This is a genomic window from Chitinophaga sp. CB10, from assembly GCA_001870995.2.
GTDB lineage: Bacteria > Bacteroidota > Bacteroidia > Chitinophagales > Chitinophagaceae > Chitinophaga.
In genome coordinates, this window is sequence record MLAV02000005.1 from 180,906 (window position 1) to 197,350 (window position 16,445).

The window sequence follows — 16,445 nt, forward strand, 5'->3', positions numbered from 1 at the left end:
CAGTAACCTGCTAGTTACCGTAACCTTCGTTCTGCGGTTTCAGATTCGGATTGTTCTTCATTTCAGAGGTAGGCAGCGGGAAGAGCAGATGCTTCTTCTGCAGCGCCTGGCCTGAATTTTTGTTCACGTGTCCTTCAAACTCGTCGAAACCGTTATTATCTTCATTATATACTTTTCTCAGTCGCACCATATCGAACCAGATGATGCCTTCGTAGGCGAACTCATGCCAGCGTTCGCGCCATACCGCCTGTTCAAAGGCGGCGGAGCTGAGGCCGGCCAGCGGGTCAAGGCCTGCCCTGCCGCGGATGGCGTTCAGCGCCGTGTAGGCGGTAGCGTTAGGCGTCCCGTCCGCCCTGTTCTGCGCTTCCGCATAAATCAGCAGGGTTTCCGCATAACGGATCTGTGGCAGGTTCAGGTTACTGATACCGGTACCGGGTACGCCTTTGGTACCATGGCAAACCACGTCGAAATGCTTGAAGATGTAGGGAGCGCCCAGCGGGAAGTCCGCCCCGCTGCCATCCACGTAATAGGAGGTAAAGAAGAATTGCTGCTCGTCCGTACGTTTATCCTTCGGCTCAAATTTCTTGTAGGAGTCGTAGAAGGAACGGGTAGGCATGGAGCTGCCCACACCGCTACCGTCCGCAGAGATGTTTTTGGACAGGGAGTTATTGGGCAGCATGACGGACTGTAAAGGATTTTCCTCTACGCCGCTCAGGTATTGTACTTCAAAGAGGTGTTCCAGCTTATTGTTGGAGGCCACGGCATGGAGCTGGCTGTAATTGGTAAACAGCCCTATTTCCCCGGGATGCGCAGTGGCGTAGTCGATCACTTCCTTCGCTTTATCGGCGGCCAGTTTATAATGGGAGGCGCCTTTTGCCAGCGGGAAGCCCGCCATGGTCAGGTACACCTTTGCCAGTTGTGTTTTGATGGCTGCGGTGCTGACGCGGCCGGTGGGGTCTACCCAGGGCAAGCCTGCCGCTTCGGCGGTTTGGAGGTCTTTTACGATCTGGTTATACACATCCTCGGCTTTGGTGCGGGAAGGCGCAAAATCAGGAGAGCTGGCCGTTTGGGAGTTTAATATCAACGGCACATCGCCCCAGAACCTTACGGCATAAAAGTAGGCCCATGCGCGGAGGAAGCTGGCTTCTCCCATTACCCGTTTACGCTGGGCTTCATCCATGGGATTGATCTTAGGCACGTTATCCAGCGTCAGGTTACACTGGGCAATCACCCGGTACAAGCCTCTCCACCATTGTTGGATATGGAGGTTTTCCCCGTTGTACACCAGGCCGAGCAGGTTGTTGAGGTCGGAGTTCTGCGCGGTACCGGTGGTAGCGGTACCGGTTACGGCGTCCAGCAGCTGGAAGTTGTTGGAAAAGATACCCGCCCCTTCCGCAATGATGCGGGTGCGCGCATAAGCCGCAAATACGGCTGCATCCGCATGTTCAGGCAGCGTAAAGTAGCTGTCCGGCGAGAGGTTGGAGGGGTCCTGCTCTTCGAGGAACTTTTTACAACCGGTTCCGGTACCCAGCATCAGCGCGCCTGTGAGCACCAGGAGCAGCGATTTATTAAATATCTTACGTTTCATGATCTTGTTCATTTTAATAACACAACAGGTTTAGAATGCCACATTTACGCCCACGGTGAAGGTGGTTGGTTTCGGATAGTCGAAGAAGGTTTGCCCCTGAGCGAACACATCGCCATAGGTGGTCACCTCCGGATCATTGCCGCTAAACTTGGTTTTCAGGAAGAAGTTCTGCACGGAGCCGTAAACGCGCAGGCGTTGCAGGTGCAGGCGCTGCACCGTCTGGCCCGGGAAGGAATAACCCAGCAGCAGGTTTTTACCACGGATGAAAGAGCCGTCTTCTACCCAGCGTGTATCCACGTTCGTTACATAGCCGGCGGATGGGTTGCGCGGCGCGGCAATCATGGTGTTCTGATGTTCCGGCGTCCAGTAGTCCAGTACGGATTTGAAGCTGTTGGCAAGGCCGGTACGGTCTTCCCCGGAGTGGTGGGTCATGTTCAGCACATCGTTGCCGTACATGAATTGCAGCTCGATGGCCAGTTCCCAGTTTTTGTACCGGAAGTTGTTATTCCATGCGCCCCAGCCGTCAGGGTTACCGTTACCAATTATCATACGGTCCGCATCGTTGATGGCGTAGTCGCCGTTTACGTCCAGGTATTTGATATCTCCCGGCAGGATGGGCTTACCGCCACGGTAATCCTTGAATTTAGCCGCTTCAGCCGCTTCTGCGGTGCTCCAGGTGCCGAGGCGTACCAGGCCCCAGAAGGAACCCACGGGTTCGCCTACACGAATCACGTTGGTCTGGTTGGTGAAGTTAGGACCACCCACCCCGAAGATATCTGCCGGGGTAGCGAGGGACAATACTTTGTTCCTGTTGAAGGAAATATTGAAGGCACTGTTCCAGGTAAATTTCTCCTTGTCAATAATGGTGGCGTTTACGTTTACTTCCACCCCTTTATTGGCCATGGTACCGATATTCTTTTTTATGGTGGTATAGCCGCTGGTAGTAGGCACCGGGGCATCCAGCAACATATCGGTGGTTTTGCGGTAGTAATAATCCAGTTCCAGGTTCAGCCTGTTTTTCAGGAAGCCCACTTCCACGCCGGCGTCGTACTGCCCGGTTCTTTCCCAGTGCAGGTCGCTGTTGGCGAGGCGGTTGGTACCTACCCCCTGTACTTTAGCGCCGTTGATAACGGCCGCATAGGTGCTGCTGGCGGAAAGGGAGGCCAGGGAGGTGTATGGCGCAATTTCAGAGTTACCCGTTAAACCGTAGCTGGTGCGGAGCTTCAGGTTGGAGATCACGCGGCTGTCTTTCAGGAAAGGTTCTTCGGAGGCTCTCCATGCCAAAGCTGCGGAAGGGAATACTGCGTACTTTTTATTCTTTCCGAATTTGGAAGAACCGTCCGCACGGCCGGTGAAGGTCACCATGTATTTATCGCGGAAGGTATAGTTCAGCCTTGCGAAATAGGAGTTGAAGGCGAATTTGTTACGGCTGGAACCCACGCCGCTGGCGGGGATATTGGAGCCGGAGCCGAGGCTGTTGTTCTCGAAATAATCTGTAGAGAAGTTTTCAGCGCGGGCGTTGAAACCAAAGAAGTTGCTTTCCTGCCAGGACAAGCCCACCATGCCGGTGAAGCTATGTTTATCGTTAAAGCGTTTGGAATAGGTCATATAGTTTTCGAATGACCAGTAGGTTTCCCTGTCGTTCGCGCTGATGGCAATACCTTTCTGGCTGGCGGAGATATCCAGGAGGGAACGGCCGTTCCACTCGTTGCGGCCGCGGGTAACGATGTTGGTACCGAATACGCTGCGGAAGGTCAGGTTTTTGGCCAGTTGCAATTCCGCGTAAACGTTGCCCAGGAGGTTTTGGGTGTTGAGAATATATTTCCTGTCCGTGAGGATTTGCACGGGGTTGGAACCACCTTCCGCGCCGGGATATACCTTATTATTGGACCAGGTTCCATCGGCAAATTTCACCGGGAGGAAAGGCAGCGCCTCCGTAATCATACGTACGGAGTTCAGGCCGCCGGTGCCGATGTCCACCAGGTTTTCTTCCTGGTTGTTGTAAGAGAGGGAACCGCCCACCCGCAGCCATTCCTTCACTTTACTGTCGATGGTAAAGCGTGCGGAGTAGCGTTTGAGGTAAGAGTTTTTCAGCAGTCCTTCATCATCGAGGTAGCCGAGGAAGAGGCCGTACTGGGATTCCGCGTTACCGCCGGTGAAGCCCAGCTGGTGGTTCTGGGAAAGTTTGTGCTGCAGGGATTCTTCGAACCAGTCGGTATCGTACAGCGGGTTACCGTCTTTATCAAAGAGGCGCGGATCGGTTCTTTTGAGTTTAGGATTTTTGGAAACATAGTCGCCTTTGGCCCAGCCTTCCGGATCGTATATTTCCGCATTTTTCCAGGCCAGGTCTTCCACGGCCATGTATTCCCTGGCATTAAGCATTTTCACGCGGTGGGGGCCCGGGGTGTTTTTCCCTACGTAGCCGTCGTAAGTTACGCGGCCGCCGGTAGCAGTTCCTTTTTTAGTGGTAACGAGGATTACGCCGTTGGCGCCGCGGGCGCCATAGATGGCGGTAGCGGAAGCGTCTTTCAGCACTTCCACGGATTCAATATCGGATGGGTTAATAAAGTCGATGGCGTTGCTGTTCTGGGTTTGCGTACCTACGGGCAGCGCCACCCCGTCTACCACATAGAGCGGGTTGTTGGATGAGTTGATGGAGCTGAAACCGCGGATGCGGACTTTCGTTTGACCGCCGGGGCGTCCGGAGTTGGTGTTTACCTGCACCCCTGGTACGCGGCCGCTCAGGGCCTGGTTGAGGGAGGGGGCGGGTCTTTCCTGCAGTTGCGCCGCGCGTACGGAGGCTACGGAGCCGGTGAGGTCAGAGCGTTTGGCGGTACCATAACCGATTACGATAACGTCCTGGAGGGATTTAGTATCGGTGGTTAACGCCATGTTTATTTGCGTAGCGTTGCCGATCGCTTTTTCCTGCGGGGTATAACCGATGAAGGTAAATACCAGTGTGGCGCCCGCGGGGGCATTCAGGGAATAGGAACCGTCCGCACCGGTTTGCGTGCCGGTGTTGGTGCCTTTTACCTGTACGGTTACGCCGGGCAGCGGGGAGTTATCCCTGCCGTCGAATACACGCCCGGTGATTTTTTTGGATTGTGAAAATGCCATCAGACCGGTGAGCAGCATAAGTATGCTGAGCAGGGCCGACCGCATTAGGCATGTCAAATTCGTCTTCATACATTTTAGATTTTTAGGTTTTGGTTAGCATTTCTGCTAAATCGATTTGGCAAACAGCGCCCAGTCATCCCGGCATAGCGGTAATGAAAAATGGACAATAGGAAGCTGTTATGTACCGGATGTGGTACATGTGAAGAGGGCTATGGATTTTCGTATAGCCGTCAGCGTTGCATCATAGCATTGTTTTAAGTTTTACATGCGATGTTGATTAAATAAATGGAATTGAATCACTATTGCAGAATGACCCGGGCGCCATACGTGGAAAAATTACTCCTGGCATCTGCAATATTTTTTGGCACTCAGTTTTACAAGCAATTCTACAGGGTCTGGAATACAGGATTTATAATACTGTTCAAACGTATTATAAAATCGATTTAGCAAAAAATACAAGCCAGTACAACTGTGAATTTTTTTGTTACATACTTTTCGGTTTTATTTATTTCTACTTCTCCTTTTGGTTTTACAGCATTTTCGTGGAAATCATTTTCGCAATAGCGTCTCAACACTGGTTCTTCGTTCCTGATGCAGTAGGTTAATTAATTTTTCATTTCGATGATGGTCAATAAGCAATACAGAACCGGGTCCTCACTCTGGCAATTTTCTCTAGATAAAAATAGGGATATTTCCCAATAACTAAAACGTTTTTGCAACTTTTTTTTCGAATGGTATAATATTCACATTTTACCTGTTTAAACTGCTATTATTAAGTTAAGCTTTTCCACTGGTTTAACATTGCAGGCAGTCCTTCCTGCTCAAAAATTATGCGGCCGATTTTGAGTCGCCCCCACCCTTCCCGCAGCCGGTAAGCAAAGCGGGGCAAGCCATCGCCCGGTTCGCATACCATATGCATTGCCTGCCAGCCGGCATTAGGCGCCAGTAAATTTTCCAGCGCGTGTAAGTGGGTGGATATAATAAATAATCCTTGCGGAGATGTTGCCAGCCCGCGGATCGTTTGCAGGGAAATGTCCGTTGCATCGTCGGCATTAGTCCCACGGAATAATTCATCAAATATGGCAAAGCAGTTCCGGCCCGCGCCTGCCAACTGCAGCGTACGTTTGAGCTGTTGCACTTCCATCATAAAGTGGCTGTAACCACTTTGCAGATCGTCCCGGAGGTTAATGGCCGCACTGATTTCATTATAAAAAGGAATACGGCAAACGCGGGCCGGCACGGGCATACCGGCATGCGCCAGGTACACGCAGCAGCCAATTGCTTTCAGCAGGGTGGATTTGCCGGACATGTTGGCGCCCGTAAGCAGTATTACTCTTGCATCGGTATCAATACTGTTGCGCACCGGTTGCTTTAACAGCAGGTGATAAAAATCCTCCAGCGTGAAGCTCCCGGTGGTAAATGTTGCAAAACTCAATTCCAGTTTTACGGCGGTATGGGCGATGGACAGCCAGGCTTCCCAGTAGTTGAAAGTCTGCCAGAAGGCCATCCACTCCGGAACGGATATTTCCTGCCGGAACAATTGCAGCAACCGTCTTACTTCCCTTGCGGCAAATGTGCCGTTACGTGCGGCTATCTTCCATGACGGCAATTGCATCTTCCTGAATAGATCCTGTATAAGCATTAACTGCTGCCGGAAATCCGGCGGAAAGTGTGCAGGATTGATGATGGAGAAATAACGGTCCGCCACGTCCAGGAAGCCGATCAGCTGCCGCAGGCCGGCCAGCAACCTATACAGGTCATCGCGGAGCGTTTTATAGTGGAAGACCCTGAACAGCACCTCCCCCGCCGCGGGTAATTCCACCTGTTCCAGGCGGTGCAGGAATGCCTGTACTTCGGCATAATCCACCCTGGAATATTCCAGCGGCGTACGGTAGTAACCGTGATGGATCATGGCTTTCATGACCTCCTGTTTTTTATAAATCAGTTCGGGGCTGCCGGGTAGTTCCAGCATCAGGGCCGTCAGCACTTCGCGGGCATCAGGATTGCGGGTGGTATCATACACGGGAATCAGTTCGCGGATGTTCAGGTCATTGATATCGGGCATCAGGGTAATATTTGGTGTGGATGAAGCGCAGGAACTGTGCCGGAAATAAAAAAGCAGCGCTGTGGCGCTGCTTTCTGATGGATGGGTAGTATGGATTAATAGTTCAGCAACTCATGAATGGCAGCAGCCACCTTATCCGGATTAGGCAGCATGGCTGCTTCCAGGCCGGTGTTGAGCGGTACGGCCGGCAGGTCCAGCGCGCCCAGTGTGTACACCGGTGCATCCAGCTGGCGGAAGCAGGCTTTTTGTATGCGGCCTGCCAGGGCTTCGGCAAAGGAGTTATTCAGCTGTTCTTCCGTAAGCACGAGGCATTTGCCGTGCTTTTTCACGGTTTCGAAGATCAGTGTTTCATCCAGGGGGAATAAGGTGCGGAGGTCGATGATTTCCACATTACCGGGGAAGTTTTTGGCGGCGGCTTTGGCCCAGTACACGCCCATCCCGTAAGTGATCACGCACATGGAATTGCCACGGGCTACGTCTTTGGGATGCGCCTGCAGTACGATGTTGCCTTTCCCTAACGGCAGTACGTAGTCCGCCGCTGGTTCAATCGTCATTGCATCCTGGGCGCCCGGCACCTTGCTCCAGTAAAGTCCTTTATGTTCCAGCATTACTACCGGATTGGGGTCGAGGAAGGCGGCTTTCATCAGCCCTTTCATGTCCGCCGCATTGGAGGGATATACCACCTTGATGCCTTTTACGGTGAGCAGGGTGGATTCCATGCTGCCGCTGTGGTAGGGCCCTCCTCCACCGTATGCGCCAATGGGCACGCGGATCAGGGTTTGCACCGGGTATTTTCCGTTGGAGAGATAACAGGATTTTGAAATTTCCGTCACCAGCTGGTTAAAGCCGGGATAGATATAATCGGCAAACTGCACTTCCACAATTGGTTTAACGCCTGTTGCGGAGAGGCCGGCGGTGGAGCCGATGATATAGGCTTCCTGGATGGCGGTGTTGTACACGCGGTGGTCCCCGAATTTATCGCCGAGGGTGGCCGCTTCCCGGAATACGCCGCCCAGGCGGCGGCCTACGTCCTGGCCGTACAGGATGGCCTCCGGATAGGCCTGCATGATTTCTTCCACGGCGTGGAGGGCGGCATCCACCATTACCACTTTTTGGCCGCCGGCAGGCGTGCGGTCGCCGCTTTCCGCGGTAACCGGCGTTGGGGCAAATACGTGGTCGTGGATGGTAGCAGGATCGGGATTGGCGGCATTTACCGCTTTATCGAAGCATTGTTGAATATAGGTTGTGGCCTCCGATTCGATTTCCGCCAGTTTCGCTTCCGTTACGCCTTTTTTGCGCAACAGCTGTCGCAGTTTGGGAATGGGATCGTCTTTGGCGTGTTTTTCCAGGTCGTCCGCACCGCGGTACCATTCCTTACGTACGCCGGAGGTATGGTGCCCCAGCAGGGGTACCGTAGCCTGTACCAGTATGGGCCGGCGTTCGTGCCGCACGTAGCTGATGGCGGCGGCCATGCCGGCGTAGGAGGCTTCGAAGTCGCTGCCATCCACCCGCATACGTTCCAGCCCTTTAAAGCCGGCGGCATATTCGTACGCGTCCATGGCGCGGGCTTCGGCGGCGGTAACGGAGATGCCCCATTCATTATCCTGCACCAGGTAGATGATGGGGAGTTGTTTGAGTACGGCAAACTGCAGGGCTTCGCTCACTTCGCCTTCGGTAACGCTGCCATCGCCGAGGGAGCAGAGTACGACCGGCATTTCCCCATCGGGGCCTGTTTGCAGGAGGCTTAGCCGGAGCTGGGCCAGGTATTGCAGGCCTTGTGCCATACCTGTGGCGGGTATGACCTGCATGCCGGTAGCGCTGCTTTGATGGGGAATCTTAGGCCTGTCCGGCCGGTTACTGTTAGGGTGCGCATAGTAGGAGCGCCCGCCGGAAAACGGGTCTTCCGCTTTGGCGAGGAGTTGCAGCATCAGTTCGTACGGCGAGAATCCCATGGCAAGGAGCATACTATCGTCCCGGTAGTAGGGACTTGCATAGTCCCAGGGGCGCAGTTGTAATCCGGTGGCGATCTGGATGGCCTCGTGGCCTCTGGAGGTGGAGTGTACGTACTTGCAGATGGGGCGGTTGGCTTCATATACGGCCGCCATGGCAGCGGCTTCACACATCAGGCGGTAGGCCTGGAGCAGGTCCCGGTTACCGGCTGGTTTCCTATTCCCTTCAGCCGGTGCTTTTAAAGTTGAAACGCTTGTACTATCTTTAAACACGTAAGACTGTTTTGGTGATGAAATCCGGAAAAGCAAAATAGTTGCTACAACAACTGTTGCTAATGCAAATTAAAGAAATATGACTGATACTTTCGTCAGTAATCCATCTTTTTTTAAGTTGGATGCTACGCTTAAGAAACTGCGCAATTATTGGCAAAAAGAGTTTGACGCCAAGCAGAAGGACATTACAGTGGATCAATGGTTACTGATAGAAAATCTCTACAAGCATAAAAAGACCACCCACAACGAGCTGGCGCGTAATACGTCGAAAGACATTACGACGATCAGCCGGATTATTGAGTTATTGGTGAAAAAGGGATTGGTAAAGCGGGAGGCTGACAGCCTGGACCGCCGGAAGGTCTATTTACAGCTCACGCCGGAGGGTGTGGAAAAATACAAGGATGTGAAGCCGATGGTGCATGAAATGCGTAAGGTGGGGTGGAAGACTCTGACGGAAAAGGATTATAATGAGCTGACCCGTATCCTGGACACGATTTATGCGAATGTGCCGAAGTAGGGATGGATTTTTGCTGTGGCATATTCCATGAAAAAGGGGCCTGTTACCGGCCCCTTTTTCATTACTGGTTTTACTTCTCCCGAAGGGAAAAACCTAATTATTTTACAGAAAACTCCAGCAGGCTGTCATTTTCGATAAATGCCTCAAAGGAGTCCCCGATTTCGGCGGGGCCTACACCGGCCGGCGTACCGGTAAAGATGAGGTCGCCGATATTGAGCGTAAAGTATTTGGAGATATAGGCAACGAGAAAATCGAAGTTAAACAACAGGTCCTTCGTATTGCCCTGCTGCGCCAGGGTTTTATTTTTATAGAGGCAGAAGTTAATGTCTTTCTTGTCCATTTCCGGCGTAATGGGCAGGAATTTCCCTACGATGGCGGAGTTGTCGAAAGCCTTTGCTATTTCCCAGGGCAGCCCTTTCGCTTTCTGGCGGTCCTGGATATCCCTTGCGGTGAAGTCGATTCCCACGGATATCTGGTCATAGTACTTATCTGCAAATTTTTCCTGGACGTGTTTACCGTTCTTGCTCACGCGGAGTACCAGCTCGCATTCATAGTGCAGGTTGCTGGTAAATTCCGGGTAATAGAATGGATGATTATTCTGTAGCAAGGCATTTTTCGGTTTCATGAAGAGTACTGGTTCCTCAGGCACTTCATTCTTCAATTCTTTGGCATGGTCGGCATAGTTTCTACCTACGCAAATAATTTTCATAATGCGCTTGTTTTTAAAGGTTAAATAAAGCAGATAGCTGCCATATTTACAAATTTACTTTACGGAAGGGTAAGTTAAATTATTATAGGCATTCATCGTACGTGCGAGGCCGGTAGTGGCGAAGCTTTCGATGATTTCCACGGATTTCCCGATTTTCTCCTGCACGATGGCGGTTTCGTTGTGTTTCCATTTTCCCAGTACGAATTCCACCTGCCGGCCTTTGGGGTAGTTGTTACCGATGCCGAAGCGGAGGCGCGGGTATTGGGTGGTGGCCAGGGAGTCCTGGATGCTTTTGAGGCCGTTGTGGCCGGCATCGCTGCCGCCGGGGCGCAGGCGCATTACATCCAGCGGGAGGGCCAGTTCGTCTACCACGACGAGGAGGTTTTCGATACTGATCTTTTCCTTATCCAGCCAGTATTTGATGGCTTTGCCGCTCAGGTTCATATACGTGGTGGGCTTGATCACGATAAAGGTCTTGCCTTTCCATTTGATTTCGGCAACGTCGGCCAGGCGATCGTTGTGAAAGCTGCCGTTGTGTTTGGCGACGAATGCATCCGCCACATCGAAGCCGATGTTATGGCGGGTATGCTGGTATTCGGCGCCAATATTTCCTAATCCTGCTATTAAGTATTTCATGGTGTTATCAACAGGTATAAAATTAAATAGCCCACGCCAAAGCGTGGGCTATTTTTAAAGAATATTTTAAAAAGATTATTTCTTTTTAGCTTCTTTTTCAGCGGTTGCTTCTTCCTGACGCAGCTGACGGGTCATTACCACGGAAGCGATAGGAATACGCGGAGAGTTGGTGATGGTGATACCTTCAATTTTCACGTCTTCTACGCGGATGTTGCCGTTCAGTTCCAGGTTATCGATGTTTACTTCGATGTTTTCAACCAGGTATTTAGGCAGCGCGATTACTTTCAGCGCTTTCATTTTGGAAACCAGTTTACCACCGGCTTTCACACCAACGGACTGGCCTACCAGTTTGATTGGCAGGGTTACTGCAACTGGTTTGTCTTCTACCAGCTCCATGAAGTCAACGTGAGACAGTTGGTCAGTCACAACGTCAAACTGGAGATCTTTCATTACCGCGCGGTAAGTTTTAGCTCCGAGTTTAATTTCTGCGATCTGGAAAGCAGCGGTGTACACGAGGTTTTTGAATGCTTTTGCAGGCGCTGAAAAACTTACAACTTCTGCACCCCCGTAAATAACGCAAGGCACTTTTTCCTCAGAACGGAGTTGGCGGGTGGCTTTTTTACCAAATTCGCTCCTGAGTTCTCCTTCGATGGTTATTGTGTTCATTGTTTAAACATTTATATAATAAATAAAAAAATACTTAGTTATCAATCGCCTCTGCGCTGGCTGTGAATGAACAGGCTGGTGATGGATTTATTTTCGTGCATATTGCGGATGGCAACGGCGAAGAGTTCGGCAACGGTAATTACTTTGATCTTCGAAGAGTGCTGTTTCAGCGGGATGGTATCGCAAACGACGATTTCTTCCAGCACTGAATTTTCGATGTTTTCGTACGCTTTGCCGCTGAATACGGGGTGGGTACAAAAAGCACGTACGCTTCTGGCGCCTTTCTCCTTCAGGAGGTTAGCGGCTTTAGAGAGGGTACCTGCGGTATCGCAAATATCATCAATGAGCACAATATCTCTGTCTTTCACATCCCCGATTACCACCATGGAAGCGATTTCGTTGGCACGCTTACGGTGTTTGTCGCAGATCACCATTTCGGCATTGAAGTAGGAGGCTACTTCGCGTACACGGTTGGTACTACCTACGTCCGGGGACGCAAAGGTAAGATTTTCCAGCTTTAATTGCTCAATATAAGGGATAAAAATCGCCGAACTGTCCAGGTGGTCCACCGGGATGTCGAAGAACCCTTGTATCTGAGGAGCATGTAAATCCATGGTAATCACCCTGTTAGCCCCTGCCGCAACCAGCAGGTTAGCGACCAGTTTGGAACCGATAGCCACACGGGGCTTATCTTTTCTATCCTGGCGGGCATACCCGAAATAAGGGATTACTGCGGTGATATACCCTGCAGATGCGCGCTTGGCGGCGTCAATCATCAACAGCAGTTCCATCAGATTGTCGGACGGGGCGCTGGTTCCCTGCACGAGGAAAACATAGTCGCCACGAATACTTTCCAGGAATACCGGCTGAATTTCGCCATCGCTGAATTTCTGGATTTTTACTTTACCAAGGCCGTTTAGTCCATTGCCGTAACGTTTGGCAATTTTCTCAGCCAATTCCGGATTACTGTTGCCTGTGAAGATTTTTACTGAAGGTTGCATACTTGTGGAAAAGAGGTTGCAAAACTATGATTTTTGAGTGGATGCACCGTATTTTTTTCATATCAATTTTATATAAGTTAATTTTATTATTCATTACAATATAAAAGTCAGGCAATATAGGTAAGGAAGAAATGTATGGTGGGGTGAAAGAAATCCGGAGGGAAGGGAGTATATTTGTGTAAAGGGAAAGATTTTATGTTTGTTAATGTTAACCCCGGCAGTTATGTGGCCATCAAATACTGGCCGGATGCCGACAAGCCCCGTGAAAAGCTTATGGACAAGGGCGTGAGAGCCCTCAGCGACGCAGAGTTGCTGGCTATACTCCTTCAAACCGGCTACCGCCGGAAATCCGCCGTTGATTTAGCCCGGGAAATCCTCCGCCTGGCCAAAAATAACCTCTCGGAACTGGGCCGCCTGGACGTGCGCGATCTCCGGAAGCTGCGGGGAATGGGAAAGGCCAAAGCCGTGACGGTAGTGGCCGCCCTGGAATTATCCCGGCGCAGGCAGGCCACCTGTGTGCATAAAAAGAACGTGATCCAGACCAGCGCAGACGCTGCCCTGTACTTTAAGCCTATGCTCGCGGATCAATACCACGAAACGTTCTATGCCATGTTTCTCAACCATGCCCATAAGGTGCTGCATGTGCGCTGTATCAGCAGCGGAGGGATGTCCAGTACGGTGGTGGATCCCAAAATTATCTTCCGGGAGGCCCTGGAACTACACGCCACCAAGATTATCCTCTGTCATAACCATCCTTCGGGGAGTTTGCGGCCCAGCCAGGCGGATATCAACGTGACGCGCAAAATCTGCGATGCGGCGCGGCTCTTTGACATGGAGGTCCTGGATCATATCATTGTGGCCGAAACCGGCTACCTGAGCCTGGTGGAAGAAGGGATGCTATAGCGGGATGGCTGTTTTTTGTGGCGGCCGGGGAGCCGGAATAAAGCAAAGCATATAAAATGCGCTAAAGTATTTACTTTCGCATTTATTATTTATTCTGATCCATATGCTCAAAATAGGAATCTTCGGGGTAGGACATCTAGGGAAAATTCACCTTTCTCAGTTAGTAACCATGAAAGACGTAGAAGTAGTAGGCTTCTTCGATCCAAGCGACGCGAATGCCAAAAGCATTGCTGAACTTTACAACATTCCCCGTTACAACTCAGCCGAAGAGCTTATCCTGGCTGTTGACGCGATTGACATCGTGGCCCCTACCACCCTTCATTTCAACCTCTGCGAGCTGGCCATCCGCAACGGCAAGCACATCTTCGTGGAAAAGCCGATGACCAACACCATTGAGGAAGCCAAAACGCTGGTGAAACTCGTGGAGGAAGCCAATATCAAATTCCAGGTGGGGCACGTAGAGCGCTTCAACCCTGCCTTCATCGCGCTGAAAGGCTACCAGCTGAACCCCATGTTCATCGAGGTACACCGCCTGGCAGAATTCAATCCGCGCGGAACAGATGTAAGCGTTATCCTGGACCTCATGATCCATGATATCGATATCATCCTGAGCATCGTTAAATCCACCATCAGCCGCATATCCGCCAGCGGCGTTGCCGTTATGAGCGACACCCCGGATATTGCCAACGTACGTATCGAATTCCATAATGGCTGCGTGGCCAACCTGACCTCCAGCCGCATTTCCCTGAAGAAAATGCGCAAAATGCGCTTCTTCCAGAAGGATGCCTATATCGGGATCGACTTCCTGGACAAAAAATCAGAGATCATCAAACTGAAAACCCCGGAAGACGAAGGCCTGTTCACACTGGACATCGAGACCAACAGCGGCAAGAAAACCATCGCTATCGATAACCCGGAAGTAAAACAGACCAATGCTATCCGCATGGAGCTGGAATTGTTCCGCGACGCCATCCTGCACAACACGCCGGTGGCTGTAACCGCCGTAGATGGCCTGCAGGCCGTGGATGTAGCCCACCAGATACTGCATAAGATCAATAAGACGCTGGCGGAAAGCCAAACTGCAAGATAATTTTTGATACTGTTAAAGGAAAAGGGGACTGGTAGCATTACCAGTCCCCTTTTTGATCAGGTTACTTTTGCTCCTGCAACAATGCGGAAGCTATAATCAGGTCCAGCGGCCTGGTAATTTTTATATTGGCTTCCTCGCCCTGTACGAGGTGAATAGTATGCCCTAATCGCTCTGCCACAGTGGCCTCGTCCGTAAACAGGGGATCATAGGGGAGGTCGAATGCAGGCAGCAATATTTCTGACAGGAATGTTTGGGGCGTTTGAATGATCCTGTACTTTTCCCTGTCCACCGCGGCATTTTTTTCTTTCTCCACCACCCTGATACTATCCTTCATGTCAATTACCGGAATAGCGGCGCCGTACACTAAAGCCGCTTCATAACAGTTACGGATCAACGCAGGAGAGATCAGCGGCCGTACGCCGTCATGTACAAAGATCACGGCATCCGGCCCGGCATGCTGCAAGCCGTTTTTCACGGAGTGGAAACGGGTTTCCCCTCCTTTGACCAGGGTAATATCCGGCCGGGCGGGGAAATGGGATAATACCTGTTCGGCCGATTCAAAATGCGCCTCCGGCAATACCAGCACAATGCGTATATCCGCATAGGCGTTGACGAAAGCCGCAATGGTATGGTACAATACCGGCTTGCCATTCAGGTCCAGGAACTGTTTGGGAACAGCGCTCTGCATACGGGAGCCGGACCCTCCGGCCACTATGATGGCCACTTTATTTCGCTCTTTCATGTATGATGATAGCTTGTGCTGCAAGATATAAACAAAAAAAGTTCCCACCGGCAGCCTGCTGGTGGGAACTTTTGAAACATAAGATGCTTATCATTAGAGGATCAGCATGGCATCGCCATAGCTAAAGAAACGATATTTCTCTTTGATCGCCTGCTGGTAAGCTTCCATTACCAGGTCGTAACCGGCGAATGCGCAGGTCATGATCAGCAGACTTGTTTTTGGCAGGTGGAAGTTAGTCACCAAAGCATTCGGAATAGCGAAATCATATGGCGGATGGATGAAGGTGTTAGTCCAGCCTTCAGCAGCCTTCAGGTGATTTTGCGCTGTAACGGAAGATTCCACGGCGCGTACGGAGGTAGTACCGATCGCACAGATTTTGCGGTTTTCTTCTTTTGCCTTGTTTACAATTTTCACCGCGTGCTCATCGATATGAAAGTATTCCGCATCCATTTTGTGTTTGCTCAGGTCTTCCACTTCGATAGGACGGAAAGTACCCAAACCGGTGTGGAGGGTCACTTCTGCGAATTTCACGCCTTTGATCTCCAGGCGTTTGATCAGCTCACGGCTGAAGTGCAGGCCTGCTGTAGGAGCAGCCACGGCGCCTTCATACTTCGCATAAACGGTCTGGTAACGTTCTTTATCCTCTTCTTCCGGTTTACGTTTGATATATTTAGGCAGCGGCGTTTCACCCAGGGTGTCCAGCACCTGCTTAAATTCTTCATCGTTGCCTTCAAACAGGAAACGGATCGTACGGCCACGGGAGGTCGTGTTATCGATTACTTCGGCTACCAACGATTCATCGTCGCCGAAATACAGCTTGTTACCCACACGGATTTTACGCGCCGGGTCCACAATAACATCCCACAGGCGGTTTTGCTTGTTCAGCTCACGCAGCAGGAATACTTCAATTTTAGCTCCAGTCTTCTCTTTGCGACCATACAGCCTGGCAGGGAATACTTTCGTATTGTTCACAATCATCACATCCTTGTCGTTAAAGTAACCCAGGATGTCTTTGAATACCTTGTGTTCAATTTTTCCAGTAGCACGATGCACCACCATTAAGCGAGATTCATCTCTGGTTTTGGAAGGATGCTGTGCAATGAGATTTAAAGGAAGGTCGAATTTGAACTGTGATAGTTTCATATTACGGTATGAATAAATTTTTAAAGTGCGCAAAAGTACCAATTTT

Annotated in this window: 13 protein-coding genes; 3 read left to right on the forward strand and 10 right to left on the reverse strand. The window is 51.0% G+C overall.

The window, feature by feature from the left end; all coding sequences use genetic code 11:
* Nucleotides 1-10: 10 nt before the first annotated feature.
* The 4 genes from BOC67_RS09575 to BOC67_RS09590 all read right to left on the reverse strand — a co-directional run bounded on the left by BOC67_RS09575 (nucleotide 11) and on the right by BOC67_RS09590 (nucleotide 8,992).
* Nucleotides 11-1,588, reverse strand: a complete 1,578-nt coding sequence (locus BOC67_RS09575) for a RagB/SusD family nutrient uptake outer membrane protein (protein WP_291909795.1) — start codon at nucleotides 1,586-1,588, stop codon at nucleotides 11-13.
* 30 nt (nucleotides 1,589-1,618) lie between these two features.
* A complete protein-coding gene (locus BOC67_RS09580) occupies nucleotides 1,619-4,774 on the reverse strand; it encodes a TonB-dependent receptor (protein ID WP_291909797.1) in 3,156 nt (1,051 codons plus the stop codon).
* 703 nt (nucleotides 4,775-5,477) lie between these two features.
* Nucleotides 5,478-6,770 carry a hypothetical protein gene (locus BOC67_RS09585; protein ID WP_291909799.1) on the reverse strand — a complete coding sequence of 431 codons (1,293 nt, stop codon included), beginning with the start codon at nucleotides 6,768-6,770 and terminating at the stop codon, nucleotides 5,478-5,480.
* A gap of 95 nt (nucleotides 6,771-6,865) precedes the next feature.
* Nucleotides 6,866-8,992: a thiamine pyrophosphate-dependent enzyme gene (locus BOC67_RS09590; RefSeq protein WP_291909800.1), complete on the reverse strand. Its 2,127-nt coding sequence runs from the start codon at nucleotides 8,990-8,992 to the stop codon at nucleotides 6,866-6,868.
* A gap of 79 nt (nucleotides 8,993-9,071) precedes the next feature.
* On the opposite strand from BOC67_RS09590, the gene BOC67_RS09595 reads away from it, so the two are divergent.
* A complete protein-coding gene (locus BOC67_RS09595) occupies nucleotides 9,072-9,509 on the forward strand; it encodes a MarR family winged helix-turn-helix transcriptional regulator (RefSeq protein WP_291909802.1) in 438 nt (145 codons plus the stop codon).
* Between the two features lie 97 nt (nucleotides 9,510-9,606).
* Here BOC67_RS09595 and BOC67_RS09600 read toward each other — a convergent pair whose 3' ends face one another.
* From BOC67_RS09600 to BOC67_RS09615, 4 genes are all read right to left on the reverse strand, one after another.
* A complete protein-coding gene (locus BOC67_RS09600; protein ID WP_291909804.1) occupies nucleotides 9,607-10,218 on the reverse strand; it encodes a fumarylacetoacetate hydrolase family protein in 612 nt (203 codons plus the stop codon).
* Nucleotides 10,219-10,272: 54 nt separating this feature from the next.
* Nucleotides 10,273-10,854: an aminoacyl-tRNA hydrolase gene (pth, locus tag BOC67_RS09605; protein ID WP_291909806.1), complete on the reverse strand. Its 582-nt coding sequence runs from the start codon at nucleotides 10,852-10,854 to the stop codon at nucleotides 10,273-10,275.
* Between the two features lie 75 nt (nucleotides 10,855-10,929).
* A complete protein-coding gene (locus tag BOC67_RS09610; protein ID WP_291909808.1) occupies nucleotides 10,930-11,520 on the reverse strand; it encodes a 50S ribosomal protein L25 in 591 nt (196 codons plus the stop codon).
* Between the two features lie 41 nt (nucleotides 11,521-11,561).
* On the reverse strand, nucleotides 11,562-12,521 hold the full coding sequence (locus tag BOC67_RS09615; RefSeq protein ID WP_291909810.1) for a ribose-phosphate pyrophosphokinase: 960 nt from the start codon (nucleotides 12,519-12,521) through the stop codon (nucleotides 11,562-11,564).
* 195 nt (nucleotides 12,522-12,716) lie between these two features.
* Between BOC67_RS09615 and radC the strand changes: the two genes are divergently transcribed.
* Entirely contained in the window at nucleotides 12,717-13,424 is a 708-nt protein-coding gene (gene radC, locus BOC67_RS09620; protein WP_291909812.1) for a DNA repair protein RadC, read from the forward strand.
* A gap of 103 nt (nucleotides 13,425-13,527) precedes the next feature.
* Nucleotides 13,528-14,514: a Gfo/Idh/MocA family oxidoreductase gene (locus BOC67_RS09625; RefSeq protein WP_291909814.1), complete on the forward strand. Its 987-nt coding sequence runs from the start codon at nucleotides 13,528-13,530 to the stop codon at nucleotides 14,512-14,514.
* A gap of 61 nt (nucleotides 14,515-14,575) precedes the next feature.
* On the opposite strand, the gene BOC67_RS09630 is transcribed toward BOC67_RS09625, so the two are convergent.
* Both BOC67_RS09630 and queA read right to left on the reverse strand, forming a co-directional pair.
* Nucleotides 14,576-15,256 (reverse strand): 2-C-methyl-D-erythritol 4-phosphate cytidylyltransferase, encoded by a 681-nt coding sequence (locus BOC67_RS09630; protein WP_291909815.1) that lies wholly within the window; start codon nucleotides 15,254-15,256, stop codon nucleotides 14,576-14,578.
* A gap of 93 nt (nucleotides 15,257-15,349) precedes the next feature.
* Nucleotides 15,350-16,399 carry a tRNA preQ1(34) S-adenosylmethionine ribosyltransferase-isomerase QueA gene (gene queA / locus BOC67_RS09635; protein ID WP_291909816.1) on the reverse strand — a complete coding sequence of 350 codons (1,050 nt, stop codon included), beginning with the start codon at nucleotides 16,397-16,399 and terminating at the stop codon, nucleotides 15,350-15,352.
* Nucleotides 16,400-16,445: the final 46 nt, after the last annotated feature.

Excerpts from the sequence above, each read along its gene's own strand:
- BOC67_RS09575 (WP_291909795.1), bottom strand. The coding sequence starts at position 1,588 with ATGAAACGTAAGATATTTAATAAATCGCTGCTCCTGGTGCTCACAGGC.
- BOC67_RS09580 (WP_291909797.1), bottom strand. The coding sequence starts at position 4,774 with ATGAAGACGAATTTGACATGCCTAATGCGGTCGGCCCTGCTCAGCATA.
- BOC67_RS09585 (WP_291909799.1), bottom strand. The coding sequence starts at position 6,770 with ATGCCCGATATCAATGACCTGAACATCCGCGAACTGATTCCCGTGTAT.
- BOC67_RS09595 (WP_291909802.1), top strand. The coding sequence starts at position 9,072 with ATGACTGATACTTTCGTCAGTAATCCATCTTTTTTTAAGTTGGATGCT.
- BOC67_RS09600 (WP_291909804.1), bottom strand. The coding sequence starts at position 10,218 with ATGAAAATTATTTGCGTAGGTAGAAACTATGCCGACCATGCCAAAGAA.
- pth (WP_291909806.1), bottom strand. The coding sequence starts at position 10,854 with ATGAAATACTTAATAGCAGGATTAGGAAATATTGGCGCCGAATACCAG.
- BOC67_RS09610 (WP_291909808.1), bottom strand. The coding sequence starts at position 11,520 with ATGAACACAATAACCATCGAAGGAGAACTCAGGAGCGAATTTGGTAAA.
- BOC67_RS09615 (WP_291909810.1), bottom strand. The coding sequence starts at position 12,521 with ATGCAACCTTCAGTAAAAATCTTCACAGGCAACAGTAATCCGGAATTG.
- radC (WP_291909812.1), top strand. The coding sequence starts at position 12,717 with ATGTTTGTTAATGTTAACCCCGGCAGTTATGTGGCCATCAAATACTGG.
- BOC67_RS09625 (WP_291909814.1), top strand. The coding sequence starts at position 13,528 with ATGCTCAAAATAGGAATCTTCGGGGTAGGACATCTAGGGAAAATTCAC.
- BOC67_RS09630 (WP_291909815.1), bottom strand. The coding sequence starts at position 15,256 with ATGAAAGAGCGAAATAAAGTGGCCATCATAGTGGCCGGAGGGTCCGGC.
- queA (WP_291909816.1), bottom strand. The coding sequence starts at position 16,399 with ATGAAACTATCACAGTTCAAATTCGACCTTCCTTTAAATCTCATTGCA.